The sequence below is a fragment of the Phenylobacterium sp. genome (assembly GCF_030651185.1).
Lineage (GTDB): Bacteria > Pseudomonadota > Alphaproteobacteria > Caulobacterales > Caulobacteraceae > Phenylobacterium.
This window is the reverse complement of the sequence record NZ_JAUSCJ010000011.1, coordinates 150,474-165,601: the sequence shown is the minus strand read 5'-3', so window position 1 is coordinate 165,601 and position 15,128 is coordinate 150,474. Positions and strand designations below refer to the sequence as shown.

Annotated in this window: 19 protein-coding genes and 1 tRNA gene; 10 read left to right on the top strand and 10 right to left on the bottom strand. The window is 67.4% G+C overall.

The features are described from left to right. Positions 1–5: 5 nt before the first annotated feature. A complete protein-coding gene (locus Q7J39_RS03810; RefSeq protein ID WP_304820583.1) occupies positions 6–1,442 on the bottom strand; it encodes an NAD(P)-dependent oxidoreductase in 1,437 nt (478 codons plus the stop codon). A gap of 223 nt (positions 1,443–1,665) precedes the next feature. Between Q7J39_RS03810 and Q7J39_RS03805 the strand changes: the two genes are divergently transcribed. Continuing rightward, complete coding sequence (locus Q7J39_RS03805; RefSeq protein WP_304820581.1) at positions 1,666–2,472, top strand: undecaprenyl-diphosphate phosphatase; 807 nt, start codon at positions 1,666–1,668, stop codon at positions 2,470–2,472. Positions 2,473–2,482: 10 nt separating this feature from the next. Here Q7J39_RS03805 and Q7J39_RS03800 read toward each other — a convergent pair whose 3' ends face one another. Then, positions 2,483–3,457 carry a complex I NDUFA9 subunit family protein gene (locus Q7J39_RS03800; protein ID WP_304820579.1) on the bottom strand — a complete coding sequence of 325 codons (975 nt, stop codon included), beginning with the start codon at positions 3,455–3,457 and terminating at the stop codon, positions 2,483–2,485. 154 nt (positions 3,458–3,611) lie between these two features. Here Q7J39_RS03800 and Q7J39_RS03795 point away from each other — a divergent pair. The 6 genes from Q7J39_RS03795 (at position 3,612) to rpoN (ending at position 7,994) form a co-directional block, all read left to right on the top strand. Then, positions 3,612–3,698, top strand: a tRNA-Leu gene (locus Q7J39_RS03795). A 49-nt stretch (positions 3,699–3,747) separates the two neighbouring features. Beyond that, positions 3,748–4,365 carry a ribonuclease D gene (locus Q7J39_RS03790; RefSeq protein WP_304820577.1) on the top strand — a complete coding sequence of 206 codons (618 nt, stop codon included), beginning with the start codon at positions 3,748–3,750 and terminating at the stop codon, positions 4,363–4,365. Positions 4,366–4,372: 7 nt separating this feature from the next. After that, positions 4,373–4,993, top strand: coding sequence for an LPS export ABC transporter periplasmic protein LptC (gene lptC / locus Q7J39_RS03785; protein WP_304820575.1), 621 nt, complete (start codon positions 4,373–4,375; stop codon positions 4,991–4,993). A 36-nt stretch (positions 4,994–5,029) separates the two neighbouring features. Further along, positions 5,030–5,590 (top strand): LptA/OstA family protein, encoded by a 561-nt coding sequence (locus tag Q7J39_RS03780; protein ID WP_304820573.1) that lies wholly within the window; start codon positions 5,030–5,032, stop codon positions 5,588–5,590. A gap of 25 nt (positions 5,591–5,615) precedes the next feature. Next, positions 5,616–6,350, top strand: a complete 735-nt coding sequence (lptB, locus tag Q7J39_RS03775) for an LPS export ABC transporter ATP-binding protein (protein ID WP_304820691.1) — start codon at positions 5,616–5,618, stop codon at positions 6,348–6,350. Positions 6,351–6,503: 153 nt separating this feature from the next. Then, positions 6,504–7,994, top strand: a complete 1,491-nt coding sequence (rpoN, locus tag Q7J39_RS03770) for an RNA polymerase factor sigma-54 (RefSeq protein ID WP_304820571.1) — start codon at positions 6,504–6,506, stop codon at positions 7,992–7,994. Here rpoN and Q7J39_RS03765 read toward each other — a convergent pair. Genes Q7J39_RS03765 through Q7J39_RS03755 form a run of 3 tightly spaced genes read right to left on the bottom strand, consistent with a single transcriptional unit; the run spans position 7,991 to position 10,132 of the window. Continuing rightward, entirely contained in the window at positions 7,991–8,620 is a 630-nt protein-coding gene (locus Q7J39_RS03765) for a glutathione S-transferase family protein (RefSeq protein WP_304820569.1), read from the bottom strand. The two genes, rpoN and Q7J39_RS03765, sit on opposite strands and share 4 nt — an antisense overlap. Then, on the bottom strand, positions 8,620–9,066 hold the full coding sequence (locus tag Q7J39_RS03760) for a GNAT family N-acetyltransferase (RefSeq protein ID WP_304820567.1): 447 nt from the start codon (positions 9,064–9,066) through the stop codon (positions 8,620–8,622). The genes Q7J39_RS03765 and Q7J39_RS03760 overlap by 1 nt, the downstream gene beginning before the upstream one ends. A 19-nt stretch (positions 9,067–9,085) precedes the next feature. Continuing rightward, positions 9,086–10,132, bottom strand: a complete 1,047-nt coding sequence (locus Q7J39_RS03755) for an aspartate-semialdehyde dehydrogenase (RefSeq protein ID WP_304820565.1) — start codon at positions 10,130–10,132, stop codon at positions 9,086–9,088. A gap of 276 nt (positions 10,133–10,408) precedes the next feature. Here Q7J39_RS03755 and Q7J39_RS03750 point away from each other — a divergent pair, with 276 nt between their 5' ends. The 3 genes from Q7J39_RS03750 (at position 10,409) to Q7J39_RS03740 (ending at position 12,260) form a co-directional block, all read left to right on the top strand. After that, positions 10,409–11,035: an exopolysaccharide biosynthesis protein gene (locus tag Q7J39_RS03750; protein WP_304820563.1), complete on the top strand. Its 627-nt coding sequence runs from the start codon at positions 10,409–10,411 to the stop codon at positions 11,033–11,035. A 31-nt stretch (positions 11,036–11,066) separates the two neighbouring features. Next, positions 11,067–11,717 (top strand): ribosome hibernation-promoting factor, HPF/YfiA family, encoded by a 651-nt coding sequence (gene hpf, locus Q7J39_RS03745; protein ID WP_304820561.1) that lies wholly within the window; start codon positions 11,067–11,069, stop codon positions 11,715–11,717. Between the two features lie 78 nt (positions 11,718–11,795). Then, positions 11,796–12,260, top strand: coding sequence for a PTS sugar transporter subunit IIA (locus Q7J39_RS03740; RefSeq protein WP_304820559.1), 465 nt, complete (start codon positions 11,796–11,798; stop codon positions 12,258–12,260). Between the two features lie 123 nt (positions 12,261–12,383). Here the strand turns inward: Q7J39_RS03740 and Q7J39_RS03735 are convergent, their stop codons facing one another. From Q7J39_RS03735 to Q7J39_RS03715, 5 genes are all read right to left on the bottom strand, one after another. Further along, the gene (locus tag Q7J39_RS03735; RefSeq protein ID WP_370689986.1) at positions 12,384–12,755 is read right to left on the bottom strand and encodes a GIY-YIG nuclease family protein; all 372 of its coding nucleotides are present in this window, start codon (positions 12,753–12,755) and stop codon (positions 12,384–12,386) included. A gap of 238 nt (positions 12,756–12,993) precedes the next feature. Continuing rightward, positions 12,994–13,248 (bottom strand): DUF1150 domain-containing protein, encoded by a 255-nt coding sequence (locus Q7J39_RS03730; RefSeq protein ID WP_215343252.1) that lies wholly within the window; start codon positions 13,246–13,248, stop codon positions 12,994–12,996. A 45-nt stretch (positions 13,249–13,293) separates the two neighbouring features. After that, positions 13,294–13,713: an Hsp20 family protein gene (locus tag Q7J39_RS03725; protein ID WP_304820556.1), complete on the bottom strand. Its 420-nt coding sequence runs from the start codon at positions 13,711–13,713 to the stop codon at positions 13,294–13,296. Positions 13,714–14,001: 288 nt separating this feature from the next. Next, complete coding sequence (locus tag Q7J39_RS03720; RefSeq protein WP_304820554.1) at positions 14,002–14,586, bottom strand: pyridoxamine 5'-phosphate oxidase family protein; 585 nt, start codon at positions 14,584–14,586, stop codon at positions 14,002–14,004. A gap of 317 nt (positions 14,587–14,903) precedes the next feature. After that, positions 14,904–15,050, bottom strand: coding sequence for a hypothetical protein (locus tag Q7J39_RS03715; RefSeq protein ID WP_304820552.1), 147 nt, complete (start codon positions 15,048–15,050; stop codon positions 14,904–14,906). Positions 15,051–15,128: the final 78 nt, after the last annotated feature.

The window sequence follows — 15,128 nt, the reverse complement described above, 5'->3', positions numbered from 1 at the left end:
CATCTTCACTCCGCCGCGACGAGCGCGGGTTCCGTCAGGTAGCGGTGGATGGCGTCGGCGGCGTCGCGGCCGTCCTTAATCGCCCAGACCACCAGGGAGGCGCCGCGGGCGATGTCACCGGCCGCGAACACGCCGGGCAGGTTGGTCATCAGGGTGGCGAAGTCGGCCTTCACCGTGCCCCAGCGGCTGACCGCCAGGTCCGGGGCGGCGAAGGCGCGCGGCAGGTCCTCGGGATCAAAGCCGAGCGCCTTGATCACCAGGTCGGCGGGGGCCTCGAAGTCGGCGCCCTCGATCTCCTCCGGCGCGGCGCGGCCGGTGGCGTCGGACGCGCCCAGGCGCATGCGGGCGGCGCGGACCCCGGTGGCCCTATTGGCCTTGCCCAGCACGGCGCGCGGCGCGGCCAGCCATTCGAAGACCACGCCCTCCTCCTCGGCGTGGGCTACCTCGCGGACCGAGCCCGGCATGTTGGCGCGGTCACGGCGGTAGAGGCAGGTCACCGACCTGGCCCCTTGGCGCACGGCGGTCCGGACGCAGTCCATGGCCGTGTCGCCGCCGCCCACCACCACCACGTCGCGGCCCTTGGCGTGCAACTCGCCCGAGGCGAACTCGGGAACCTCGTCCCCCAGGCCCGCCCGGTTGGAGGCGATCAGGTAGTCGAGCGCCGGGGTCACCCCCGCCGAGCCCGCGCCAGGGACCACCAGGTCGCGGTCGGCATAGACGCCGGTGGCGATCAGCACGCTGTGATGCGTGTCGCGAAGCTCATCGAGGGTGGCGTCGAGGCCCACCTCGAAGTCCAGCTTGAACACGACCCCGCCGTCGGCCAGCCGCTGGGTGCGCCGCATCACCACGTCCTTCTCCAGCTTGAAGCTGGGGATGCCGTAGATCAGCAGGCCGCCGGCCCGGTCGTGGCGGTCATAGACGGTGACGGCGTAGCCCATCTCCCGCAGCCGCTCGGCCGCGGCCAGGCCGGCCGGTCCCGCCCCGATGATCCCCACCGACTTGCCCTGGTCGCGGCCGGGAATGAGCGGCTGGACCCAGCCCTCCTCCCAGGCCTTGTCGGTCAGGTAGCGCTCGACGGCGCCGATGGTGACGGTGCCGTGTCCCGACTGCTCGATGGTGCAGGAGCCCTCGCACAGCCGGTCCTGCGGGCAGATGCGGCCGCAGATCTCCGGCATGGAATTGGTGGCCTGGGAAAGCTGATAGGCCTCCTGCAGCCGGCCCTCGGCGGTCATCCGCAGCCAGTCGGGGATGTTGTTGTGCAGCGGGCAGTGGGTCTGACAGAAGGGGATCCCGCACTGCGAACAGCGCGAGGCCTGTTCGCTGGCCTTGGCGTCGATGAAGTCGGCGTAGATTTCGTGGAAATCCCCCGAACGCGCCTCGGCCGCCCGCTTGGGGGGCGTGGTCCGCTCGACAACCGTGAACTTCAGCATCCGCTCGGCCATGGCCGGTCCTCCGCCCCCTCATGGGCGACAGGCTTTTACGCGCCTTTTCAAGGGGCCGGAATATGATGGTCCACAAACTAGATTATATCACCTGCCTTGCTCAAGCTTCGCGCCCCGCCCGCCCACGTTCTCAACAATATTGGTCCATAAATGGGATGAACCTCAAATTTACCCTGATCCCGCCCCTTGGGGTCCTCTTCATCCCGTGCCGAAAGTTGCCCGCATGTCCGACTGGATCGCCGCCATCATCCTGGGCATCGTCGAGGGGGTGACCGAGTTCATCCCGGTGTCCTCCACCGGCCACCTGCTGCTGACCAAGTCCCTCCTGGGCCTGCCGAACGGGTTCTGGGACACCTTCGCGGTGCTGATCCAGCTGGGCGCGATCCTGGCGGTGGTGGCGCTCTATTTCGGCAAGCTGTGGAAGGTGCTGATCGGCCTGCCCACCAGCGCCGAGGCCCGCGGGTTCGCCCTGTCGGTGCTGATCGCCTTCATCCCCGGGGCGGTCCTGGGCCTGGCCCTGCACGACGTGATCAAGGAGATTCTGTTCGAGAGCCCGCGCCTGATCTGCTGGTCGCTGATCATCGGCGGAATCGGCCTGCTGGCCCTGGACCGCTGGGCGCCGACGCCCCGTGAGGAGGACGCCATGAAGCTGACCTGGAAGACCTCCCTGGTGGTGGGCCTGTTCCAGACGCTGGCCCTGGTCCCCGGGGTCTCCCGGTCGGGCGCCACCATCGTCGGTTCGATGCTGATGCGGGTGGAGAAGAAAGCCGCCGCCGAGTTTTCCTTCTTCCTGGCCATCCCCACCATGGCCGGCGCCTTCGCCGTCGACCTCTACAAGAACAAGGACGCGCTCAGCATGGACCAGGCGGGCATCATCGCGCTCGGCTTCGCGGTCAGCTTCATCGTCGGCTTCATCGTCGTCCGCGCCCTGGTGGACTTTGTCGGCCGCCACGGCTTCGCGCCCTTCGCCTGGTGGCGGATCGTGGTGGGGGCGGGTGGTCTGGTCTGGCTGGCGATGGCCAGCCAATAGCCGTCAGAGGCTAGGCGATGGCCGTCAGGCGCTCGACCTCGTCGGCGTACTGGCCGCCCTTGCGGAAGCGGTAGAGGTAGGCCGGGACGATACCCTCGACGGCGGTGGCCTCGACGCCGAGTTCGGCCAGGCCCGGCAGGGTTCCCGACACCACGTTGTCGCTCTTCAGCAGCTCGACCTGGTCCTCGGTCAGCGGCGGGGTCCAGGGGGTCAGGGCCAGGATCTCGCAGGCCTTGCCGATCAGGGCGGCGATGGCGAAGGGCAGGGGAACCAGGAACCGCCTGCGGCCGATCTCGGCCATCAGCAGCTCCATCAGCTCGCGGAACGAATAGGCCCGCGGACCGCCCAGCTCATAGGTCTGGCCGGCGCAGGCCGGGTCGGTGACGGCCCGGGCCACGGCCTTGGCCACGTCGCCGACGAACACCGGCTGCAGCTTTCCCTCGCCGCCGCCGATCAGCGGCAGGGCCGGGCTGATCACCGCCATCTCGGCGAACTTGTTGAAGAAGTGGTCATCGGGCCCGAAGATCACCGACGGGCGAATGAGGATGGCGCCGGGGAAGGCCTCCCGCACGGCGTTCTCCCCCATGGCCTTGGTCCGGGCGTACTTCGAGCCCGACTCCGCATCGACGCCGATGGCCGAGATCTGCACCAGGGTGTCGACACCGGCGGCCTTGGACACCGCCGCGACATTGCGCGCGCCCATGGCGTGCACGCTCTGGAATTTCTGGCGGCCGGTCTCATAGAGCACGCCCACGGCGTTCACCACCGCGTGCGCGCCCTCGACGGCGCGGCGAATGGAGGCCTCGTTGCGGATATTGGCCTGCACGACCTCGATCTGACCGACGTCGCCCAGCAGGCGCATCTTATAGGCCAGGTGCGGCTGGCGCACGGCGACCCGCACCCGCCAGCCCTGCTTGGCCAGCGCGCGGACGACCTGGGCGCCGACGAAGCCCGAACCGCCGAAGACGGTGACCAGATCCTGCATGGAGTTTCGCCCGGATTTGAGTGGCTCTTGGAAGGCTTGCGATAGACGAACCGACCCCGCGCCGCAATGCGACTTGAAAGGAAGGTGAAGCGGGGCGTTGACCGGGCAGAGGCGGCGCCCTAAGGAACCCCCCTCGCGCGATCCGGTGGATCGGGCCCAGGTGGCGGAATTGGTAGACGCGCTGGCTTCAGGTGCCAGTGGCTTAACGGCCGTGAAGGTTCGAGTCCTTTCCTGGGCACCATCCCTCTCCATATAGGAGAGGATCTAGTTTGCGCCGGAGCGAGGCGACCTTGGCGAATCATCTGCACATCGGCGATTTACCCAAGGGCGCCTTCGCCGGCGCAACCTCGGTCGCGGTGGATTCCGAGACCATGGGCCTGCGGCTCGGCCGCGACCCGCTCTGCGTGGTGCAGATTTCCGACGGCAAGGGCGACGCCCACCTGGTGCAGCTGGACCGCGCCACCTATGACGCGCCCAATCTCAAGGCGCTGATGACCGATCCGGCTGTCACCAAGATCTTCCACTTCGGCCGCTTCGATATCGCCATGTTCTATCTGCATCTCGGCGTGGTCACCGCGCCGGTCTACTGCACCAAGATCGCCTCGAAGCTGGCGCGGACCTATACCGACCGTCACGGCCTGAAGGACGTGTCCAAGGAACTGGCCGGGATCGACATGTCCAAGGCCCAGCAGAGTTCCGACTGGGGCGCCGCCAAGCTCACCGACGACCAGATCGCCTACGCCGCCTCCGACGTCCTGCACCTCCACGCCCTGCGCGACCGGCTGGACGCCATGCTGGTGCGCGAGGGCCGCGACCATCTGGCGCGCGCCTGCTTCGACTTCCTGCCTCACCGCGCCCTGCTCGATGTGGCCGGCTGGGAAGAGGTCGACATCTTCGCCCATATGTGAGGGTCGGGTGACCACCGCCTTCGCCGACCAGAGCCACGCCCCCTACAGCGCCGACTTCGAGCGCTGGCGGAAGCGCTCGCGCCTGGTTCGGCGCTTGCGGGTGCTGCTGCCGGCGGTGATTGGGCTGATCCTGCTGATCATGGTGGGTTTCGTCATCCAGAGCACGCTGGACGGCGCCAAGGACAAGCCTCAGGACGCCGACGCTCCCATCCAGCTGGTCAATCCCCGCTTTCTCGGTCGGGACGACAAGGGTCGCGCCTTTGTCCTGACCGCCAAGGTCGCGGTGCGCGATCCCAAGGACTACCAGCGCGTCATGCTCGACACCCCTATGCTGATCCTCGACGAGGAAGGGCCGCGCCCGACCCGCATTTCGGCCAAGGCCGGGGTCTATCGGGAGGACAAGCGGGTGCTGAATCTCGAAGGTGGCGTGAAATTGAACGGGGGGGACGTGAATTTCGCCACCGCCACCTCCATCTTCAATACCGCGACCGGAGAACTCGAAGGCGCGGGTGAGATCAAGGGAGCCGGCGCGCTTGGCGAAATCATCGCGAAGTCCTATGGCGTGTACGACAAGGGCGAACGCATGGTGTTCAAGGGCGGCGTACACACGCGCGTCGAGTCACACTAGGCTTCGAACGGCATGGGCATGATCAGGTTCGCGAAAATGAAGCAGTGGGCGGCGGGCGCATTCGCCTGCGGGTTGATCGCGGCCGGTCCGGCCGCGGCGCAACTGGCGCAGAACTCCGACGCCCCGGTGGATATCACCGCCGATGAGCTGGAGGTGATCAACGCTAAGTGCCTGGCCACCTATTCCGGCGGGGCCGAGGCGCTCCAGGACACGGTTCGCCTGCGGGCCGACGTCCTGAAGATCTATTACAAGCCCAATCCCTCGGCCAAGCCGGGCGGGACCGGCCAAGCCGGTGCGGCCTGCGGCAACCAGCTCGACCGCATGGAGGCCAGCGGCTCGGTCTACTACGTAACGCCACAGCAGCGGGTGCGGGGGGACGCGGCGGTCTATGACGCGGCGGCCGACACCATCACCATCACCGGCGACGTGGTGGCCGCCCAGGCCCAGAACGTGCTGCGCGGCTCCAAGCTGGTGATCAAGATCGCCACCGGCGACGCCCAGATGCAGAGCGGCGTGAAGGGGCGCAACAAGCCCGGCCGCGTGCGCACCGTCCTCTATCCCAAGCAGCAGGCGGGACAGCCCGCCGCGCGGCGCTAGGGTGAAGTCGGAAAACTTCGACGCCCTGCCCGGTCTCGTCGGCGAGGGGCTGGTGGTCGATAATATCGGCAAGTCCTTCCGTGGCCGCCCGGTGGTCAAGGGCGTGACGCTGAGCCTGCGTCGCGGTGAGGTGGTGGGCCTGCTGGGTCCCAACGGCGCCGGCAAGACCACCTGCTTCTACATGATCACCGGCCTGATCCCCGCCGACTACGGCGCGATCTATCTGGACGGCGAAAACATCACCGCCCAGCCTATGTACCAGCGCGCCCGCATGGGGGTGGGCTACCTGCCCCAGGAAACCTCGATCTTCCGCGGCATGACGGTGGAAGAGAACGTCATGGCCGTGGTGGAGCTGCGCGCCAAGGACATGTCGGAGGCCCGCGCCACGGTCACCCAGTTGCTGACCGACCTGCACATCGAGCACCTGCGCAAGGCGCCGGCCATCTCGCTGTCGGGCGGGGAACGCCGCCGGGTGGAGATCGCCCGCGCCCTGGCCAGCGAGCCCTCCTTCATGCTGCTGGACGAGCCCTTCGCCGGCATCGACCCCCTGGCCATCTCCGACATCCGCGAGGTGATCTCGTTCCTGAAGGGGCGCGGGATCGGCATCCTGATCACCGACCACAATGTCCGCGAGACCCTGGACATCATCGACCGCGCCGCGATCATCCATGCGGGCGAGGTGCTGTTCGAGGGCACGCCGGCCGAGATCGTCGATGATCCGGAAGTCCGCCGTGTCTATCTGGGCGAACGCTTCGGCTGATGGCGCCGGCCGCATTCTGAAGCGCTGCAGGCCGTTGTCCCCAAGAATTGGGGGACAAAAAACATGGTTAACCAAAAGGTCGCGGCCCGGTTAACCAATCGCTCGTGATTGCACGCCTAGCCTGTCCAGCAAGAAACAGGCCAGGAGGCGATTTTGGCGCTCGGCGCGCGTTTAGAGATGCGGCAAGGCCAGGGGTTGGTGATCACCCCCCAGCTGCAGCAGGCCATCAAGCTGTTGCAGCTGTCCAACATGGAGTTGGAGACCTATGTGGAAGGCGAACTGGAGCGGAACCCGCTGCTCCAGCGCGACGAACGCGACTCCGAACCCGATGTGGAGGCCGGCCCCCGCGACGCCGAGGACTTCGCCTCCGACAGCATTCCCGAGGGCGCCGCCGAGGCGCACATGGACGTCACCCACGAGGCCGAGGCCTCGCCGGGGGAACGCAACACCGGTGACGCCGAGGGCGCCGGTGACGCGGGCGGGGCGGTGGACTGGTCGCGCGCCGGCAAGGGCGGCTCCTTTGAGGACACCGACGACTTCGAGCAGCGCCTGACCCGCGAGAAGACCCTCGCCGAGCACCTCTACGACCAGCTGATGGTCGCAGGCTTCGGCGGCATCGAGTATGCGGCGGCAACCGTCCTGGTCGATAGCGTCGACGAGGGCGGCTACCTGCGCGTCGACATGGCCGAGACCGCCGGGCGGCTGGGCTGTGACCTGACCTTCCTGGAAGACGTGCTGCGCATGCTGCAGCGGTTCGAGCCCATCGGCGTCTTCGCCCGCGACGTGCGCGAGTGCCTGATGCTGCAGCTCAAGGAGCGCGATCGCTGCGACCCGGCCATGATGGCCCTGCTGGACAATCTGGACCTGCTGGCCAAGCGCGACCTCTCGGCCCTGCGCAAGGCCTGCGGCGTCGACGACGAAGACCTCAAGGACATGATCGCCGAGCTGCGGGCCCTGACGCCCCGGCCCGGCGCGGCCTTCGGCGGCGAGCCCAGCCAGCCGGTGGCGCCGGACGTCTATGTGCGCGAGGGCCTGGGCGGCCTGTGGCACGTGGAGCTCAACTCCGACACCCTGCCTCGCCTGCTGGTGGACCAGCGCTACCACGCCCGGGTCTCGGCAGGCGCCAGGACCGACCAGGAGAAGGTGTTCGTCGCCGACTGCATGGCCAGCGCCAACTGGCTGGTGAAGAGCCTCGACCAGCGGGCCAAGACCATCCTGAAGGTGGCCAGCGAGATCGTGCGCCAGCAGGACGGGTTCCTGGCCTACGGGGTCGAGCACCTGCGCCCCCTGAACCTGAAGACCGTCGCCGACGCCATCGGGATGCACGAGTCCACGGTCAGCCGGGTGACGTCGAACAAGTACATCGCCACCCCGCGCGGCATGTTCGAGCTCAAGTTCTTCTTCACCTCCGGCATCGCCAATTCCGACGGCGGCGAGGCCCATTCCTCCGAGAGCGTGCGGCACAAGATCAAGCAGTTGATCGACACCGAGCGAGCCGAGGCGGAGGTGCATTCCGACGACCGGATCGTCGAGATCCTCAAGGAAACCGGGGTCGATATCGCCCGCCGCACCGTGGCCAAGTACCGGGAGGCCATGCGCATCCCGTCCTCGGTCGAGCGCCGCCGGGTCCTCAAGCACGCCTAGACGTACGGCGCCGAGAGACCTTCCAGCTCAAAGGTTTCCAGCACCGCCGGGCGGGCCAGGACGCGGGCCGCGTGCGCGGCCAGGACGGGTAGGTCACGGGCCGGACGGGGCAGGGTGCGGCCCCAGCGGACCAGCATCAGCAGGTAGAGGTCGGCGGCTGAAAACCCCGACGGCAGCAGCCAGTCGCGGCCCTCGAGCTGGCCGGCGATGACCTCGAAATTGGCCATCATCCGCCGGCCCGCCGCCGCCTTGGCCGAGTCGATGTGGCCCGGGTGGGTCACGTACTCATGGGGATAGAACCAGGATCGGAACTCGGCCTGAGTGGTGTTGGCCAGGTGGACCATCCACTTGTAGTGCTCGGCCCGGTCGGGTTCGCCCACGGCTGGGGCCAGGCCCGGATGGCGGTCGGCCAGGTGCAGGGCGATGGCGGCGGTCTCGTAGAGGGGCTTGCCGTCGGCCACCAGCACCGGGATGCGGCCGTGGGGGTTGAGCTTCAGGTAGTCGGCGCCGGCCTGCTCGCCGGCCTCCCGGTCCACCAGCTTCAGCTCGAAGGGGACGCCCAACTCGCGGAGCATCATGTGGGGCAGCAGGCTGGCCGTGCCGGGGGCGTAGTGGAGCTCGTACATCAGGGGACCAGTTCGTAGAGGTTGAAGTGGGACTTGCGCCCGACCCGGTCGTAGAGGGCCCGGGCCCGGTAGTTGTCGTCGGCGGTGAGCCAGCGAACCGTGGCCCAGCCCCGGGTTCGGGCCACCTGCGCGACGTGGGCGATGAGCTGTTCGCCGACCTTGTGACCCCGACATTGCGGGTCGACGAAGAGGTCGTCGAGGAAGCCGACCTCCGCGCCGTAGAGCGGCCGGGGCATGCGGCGGAAGTGGGCCATGCCCACGGGCTGGCCGTCCAGCACCGCCAGCACGCCCTCCACCTCATGGGCCGGATCGTTCAGCCAGGCCCAGACGGTGTCGAAGATCTCCGCCGTCATGGGCCGCTTGTAGAAGTCGCCATAGGCCTGGAACAGGGCCTGCCAGGCGCCCCGGTGCTGGGGCGCCTTGGGGATGGGGAGGATCTCCAACATGTTGGTCTCCGTGGAGGGATCAGAGGGCATATTGCTCGGCGATCTGGACGGCGTTCAAGGCGGCGCCCTTGAGGAGCTGATCGCCCGCCAGGAAAAGGGTCAGGGAGCGGCCGGTGGGATCGGACGCGTCACCACGTAGCCGACCGACCAGCACGTCATCGACGCCGGTCGCTTCGCTGGGCATCGGGAAATGGTTGTTTTCGCTGTCGTTCACCAGGCGCACACCCGGCGCGTCGGCCAGCCAGGACAGGGCCTCCATGGCCGTTACTTGACCCTCGAACTCCAGCGTAAGCGCCATGGAGTGGGCGCGCAGCACCGGCACGCGGACACAGGTGAAGGAGACCCGCATGTCGGGCGCGGCCATCAGCTTGCGGATCTCGTCCATCACCTTGGTCTCCTCGCCATTGTAGCCGGTGGCGGGGTCGATGGCGGTGTTGTGGCTGAAGACGTTGAAGGCGTAGGGGTGCGGCAGGACCTTGGGTGCGAAAGCCTCGCCGGCCAGGTGGGCGGCGGTGGACAGCTCCAGCTCGGCCATGGCCGCCGCGCCCGCGCCTGAGGCCGACTGGTAGGTGGCCCCGATAACCCGGACGATGGGGTTGCGGGCGTGCAGGGGCGCCAGCGCCATCACCGCGATGGCCGCCACGCAGTTGGGATTGGCGACGATCATCGGGCGACTGGCCAACAGGCCGCCATTGACCTCCGGCACCACCAGGGGCGTGGCCGGATCCATGCGGAAGGCCGAGGAATTGTCCACCACGACGCAGCCGCGGGCCGCGGCCAGGGGGGCGAACTCGCGGCTGATGGCGGCGCCGGCCGAGAACAGGGCGATATCGACGCCGTCGAAGGCCTCGGCGGTGAGGGGCTCCACCACCAGGGGCCGGCCCTTGAACATCAGTGTCTTGCCCGCCGACCGGACCGAGGCCAGCAGCTTGAGCTGGGCCACCGGGAAGCCGCGGCGCTCCAGGCAGCCGATCAGCTCGGCGCCCACCGCGCCGGTGGCCCCGACGATGGCGACGTTGCGCAGGCGCTGGCGGGCGGGATTTTCGAGTTCAGCTTGGACAGACATGGCTCATTCTCCGATTTGGACCGGAGGGCGGGGCTGTCTTCAAGTCTGTAGAGACCTTCAAGCACCCGACCTTCCGGCGGGGTGCTGGGGGTTGCTACGCGGCGAGCACGCGCGAACCCCCAGGCCCCGAGAGCCCGGTGGTTTTAATGGCGCGTTTAATGACGGCGATCCGCATGACGCGCGCCTCCTAGCCGAAAAGCGGCGCCGCTGTAAAGCGCGGGACGAATTGCGCCTTCATGCGTTGTGCTGACGCCGCAGCCGGCGATATGAGACCGCATGCCCGACCGAGAGTTTCCGCAACACCTGAGTCTCTCGGCCCACATCCGCGCCCTCGGCGATCAGGCCGCGGAGAAGGTGACGCTGGGCGAGATCATCGACACCTTCGGGCGCCGGGCCTTCGCCGCCCTGATGTTCGTGCTGGCGATTCCCAACCTGCTGCCGCTGCCCCCCGGCTCCAGCACCATCCTTGGCGCGCCCCTGCTGCTGATCTCGCCGCAGATGGTGATCGGCTTCCAGACCCTTTGGCTGCCGAGGTTCATCGACGACCGCCAGATGAGCCGGGCCGAACTCGCCCGGGCGTTCGGCAAGCTGCTGCCCTGGCTGGAGCGCATCGAGCAGGTGTCGCGGCCGCGCCTGGTGTTCATGTTCGGGCCGGTGGGCGATCGGCTGATCGGGCTGATCTGCACCCTGCTGTCCTTCGTACTGATCCTGCCGATCCCCCTGGGCAACCTGCTGCCCGCCCTGACCATCGCCGTCCTGGCCTTTTCGATGGTTCAGAGGGATGGGCTGCTGGCGGTGGTGGGTTACGCCCTGGCGGCCACCTCGGGGGCGGTCCTGTTCCTCAGCGCCGGTGTCGTGATGGCCGCCGTACACCATCTCGTGGGTTGGTTCGGAGGCGCTTGACACCATTGCCGGAGCGGCGCGTTGATGGGGCATGCAAGTCCTAGTATCCGGCAAGCATGTCGCCGTTGGGGAGGCCCTGCGTGAGCGGGTCACCGACGAAATCACCGGTTCTATCGGCAAGTACTTCGACCGTGGCGGCGCCGCGGACGTGGTCGTCAGCCGAGAGGGCCATTCCTTCAGAGTCGACTGCGCGTTGAAACTGGCCACGGGCCAGTCGCTGCAAAGTCACGGTCTGGGCGCCGACGCCCACGGCGCCTTCGATGCGGCGCTGGCCAAGATCGAGACGCGGGTGCGCCGCTATAAGCGACGATTAAAAAGCCACTCGCCGCAGGCCGCCGCGCGGGCCGCCGAAACCGCATCCTATTTCGTCATCCAGTCGCCCGACGACGATGACGCCGAGGATGCCTGGGACCTCGGCGCCGACAGCGAAACCTCGCACGACGCCCACGTCCTGCCCTCGGCCATGGTGATCGCGGAAACGGAAAAGGACATCAAGACGATGACCGTTTCCATGGCGGTCATGGAGCTGGACTTGACGGAGTCGCAAACAATCGTCTTTAGGAACGCCGCTCACGGTGGATTGTCCGTGGTGTACCGCCGACCCGATGGGAATATCGGTTGGATCGACCCCGAACGCACGAAATCGCCGAACGGGAACGGAGCGAACGGAACCTCGGCCTAGGCCGAGACTTTCCGGCACGGTCCGTGCGATCTGGCTTTGCACGGGCCGGCTTTGTTTTGATTTGGGCGTCACGACACGATGTTGATCGGTGAGATTCTGGAACGCGCGGCCATTGCGCCGCGTGTCAGCGCCCCCAACAAGCGCCAGGTGCTGGCGGTTGTCGCCGAGATCGCCGCGCGGCAGTTCACCCTCGACGCCGGGGTGATCCTCGACGCCCTGGCCGAGCGGGAAGCCGCCAGCTCCACGGGCGTCGGCTACGGCGTCGCCGTGCCCCACGCCCGCCTGGAGGGCCTGCAGCGGATGCGCGCGGTGTTCGTGCGCCTGGATCACCCGGTGGCGTTCGAGTCGGTAGATGATCAGCCGGTGGACCTGATCTTCGCCCTGTTCGCCCCGCCCAACGCCTCGACTGAACACCTGCGCACCCTGGCCCGGGTGTCGCGCCTGCTGCGGCAGGCCGACCTGCGCGAACAACTGCGCCAGGCGCGCACGCCCGACGCGATCCATGCGCTGCTGGTGCAGGAAGCCCGGTCTAGCGCGGCTTAGAGGCCTCGCGCCTCGCCATCTTCCAAGACCGTCATCCTCGGGCTTGTCCCGAGGATCCATAGACACCGCGTTGGGCTTGGAGGCGCAGATGGCGCCGCTGCGACTGTGCCTGACCCTCGGAGATCATGGATCCTCGGGACAAGCCCGAGGATGACGACTTGAGGGTTGAAACCCTGGTTGCTCGGCTTGAGTCACGCCCGGATTGAGATGGGAAAGCGGACCGGGCGGGGCGGCGAACAGCCCCTCATAGAGATCATCCCAGTTGGGATTGTCGGTTTCGATCAGATTGATCTTCCAGGCGCGATTGTAGCGCTTCAGGGACTTTTCCCGCTGGATGGCGTCGACAATACCCTCGTGGCGCTCGAACCAGACCAGATGCTTCACGTCATAGCGCGAGGTGAAGCCACCCTTTGTCCCTTCGCGATGCTGGCTGACGCGCAGTGTCAGGTCGCTGGTCACGCCGACATAGAGTGTACCGTGCTTACCGCTGGCCATGATGTAGACCGCGTTCCTCGCGCTCATTCCCCCACCCCGCCGTCATCCTCGGGCTTGTCCCGAGGATCCATGATCTCAGAGGTTCAGGAAAGGGTGTGGCGGCGCGGGTGTGAACCTTTGCGGATTCACGGAGTGTATGGATCCTCGGGACAAGCCCGAGGATGACGATGTGGAGATGACGTGAGACCGGCATTCGCGCCATCTATCCCTCCCAGGTCGGGGAGGGATGGACAGGTCGTCAGTGCACCGACACAGGCGCCAGTTCGTGGGCGAGGGCGGCGGCGACGGCGGAGTCCTTGTCGGTCATCACCGCCAGGCGTTCGCCGTCGGCGCGGTGGACCGCGTAAAGGGTCTGGTCCGGATCGAGCTTGAAGCCCTCGATCTGGGCGGCCGGGGTCGAGGCCAGGATTTCGGCGGCCTTGATCGGGCGCACATAGACGAGATCGGGACCGCCGAGAGCGGCAAAAGCTTCAGTCGTAAGATTGGGCGTCATCATGACCACCTCCTGTAAGGGCAACGCGGGTAACGGTCGCTTGGTTCAGCCGGCCGTCTGGATAGGGATCCGCTTAATCAGTTTGTCGGGCTCGGGACGGTCCAGATCGATGTGCAGCAGGCCGTGCTCCAGCAGGGCGCCCTCCACCTCCATCCCATCGGCCAGCACGAAGCTGCGGATGAAGCCGCGGGCGGCGATGCCTCGGTGCAGATAGGCGTCCTCGGCCTTGCCAGCTTCGTCGCGCCGTCCGGCCACCACCAGCTGGCGGTCCTCCATGGTCACCTGCAGGGTGTCGGGGGTGAAACCCGCCACCGCCAGCGTGATCCGCAGGCCGCCGCCGGCCCGCTCTTCCACATTGTACGGCGGGTAGCTTTCGGCGGCCGCCTTGGCGGCGCGCTCGATGAGGCTGCGCGTATGCTCGAAGCCGAGCAGGAAGGGTGAGTCAAAGACGATCGGCCGGTTCATCAGAGTCCTCGCGAGTTAAGCGACTCTCCGGCTACCGCCCGAAATCGGCGCGGCGGCCGGATGACTCAAAGATGGGGCGGGGAAGCGGGGCTTTCAATGGTGGGGGTGGAGAGTCCCCAGCCCCCTCCGTCACGCGCATATCTGCGCGCGCCAGCTCCCCCGAGCGGCCTGCGGCCTGGGGGAGGAATTTTGAGCGCTCTCATTCCGCCCCCAGCGCGGAGCGCGGTTCGGGGGAGGTGGATTCGAGCGCAACGAGAAGACGGAGGGGGTTAGGGCCTCGGCCGCGCCTCACACCCGCCGTGGCGGGACCACGTCGGCGAACATGGCGTGGGCCTTCCAGTCGGCCTCGACGGTCGGCTTGTCGGTCTCCGGCGCGTGGACCGAGGGGGCGGTGAGCGTCAGGGTCGGGATGTAGCGCGGGCAGTTGGGGAAGATGTCGCGGGGCGTCACCCGGACGAGGAGCTGGGCGCCGGGGATGTCGGCCAGCAGCGGGTCGTCGGCCAGGACCTGCGCGGTTCCGTTGACCCGCAGGCGCTGGGGGCGCTCGCCCACCGACAGGAACAGCAGGCCGACATTGGGATTGGCGGTCAGGTTGCCGAGGCTGCGGAACATGCCGTTGCCGTCATAGTCGGGGAAGACCAGGGCGTCGGGCGCGATGACCCGGGCGAAACCGGCGGGACCGCCCTTGAAGGAGCAGTCGGGCCGCCCCTCAGCGTCGGCGGTGGCCAGGAAGAAGAAGCTCTGCTGGGCGATGAAGTCGGCGTCGCGGTCGGTGAAGGCGTCGTGGCGCAGGGTTTCGTCGAGACGATCGGCCAGGGCCCGGCTGCCGAAGGCGTCCTGCAGGCTGCGTTGGCCCTGGTGGTACATCGACATGGGTGCGCCCCGTTCGTGTGGTTCGTGTGGTTCGTGGACCATCTTGCTCGGTCTCGCGGCGTCGCGGCCAGAGGAATTGGAACCACGAACCACACGAACCACACGAACGGTGACTTGGACTGAGGTGTCGGGATGTGGCCCCTAGGTCCTGGCTCTCCGCTTCGCTGCGGCCGGGATGATGATGTGGCGCAAATGGAAACGGCCGCTTCCGGTGGGAAGCGGCCGCTATGGTGGAGCTTAGCGGAAACGAAGCACCCACTGATTTTCCAGAGCTTTTTTGAGCCGAGTGTTACAGTTGAGATTGATAGATGTAGCAGTCAGTCGGCGACCTCGGAAGGTTTTTCAGCAGGCCAAGGCCCGCCATGTGTCGCGGCCGACAAGCTCTCGATGAAGGCGGTAAAGGGCTGGTCAAGCTGGGCAATGGACAGCACCCGGCGGTACAACGCTTCTGCCAGGAACTGCATACTGTTGGCTTGGCCGTCTGACGCGCTATGGCTGCCGGTGTGGGGCTGCGTTTGACCCGGCATCATACAGGGCTTTCA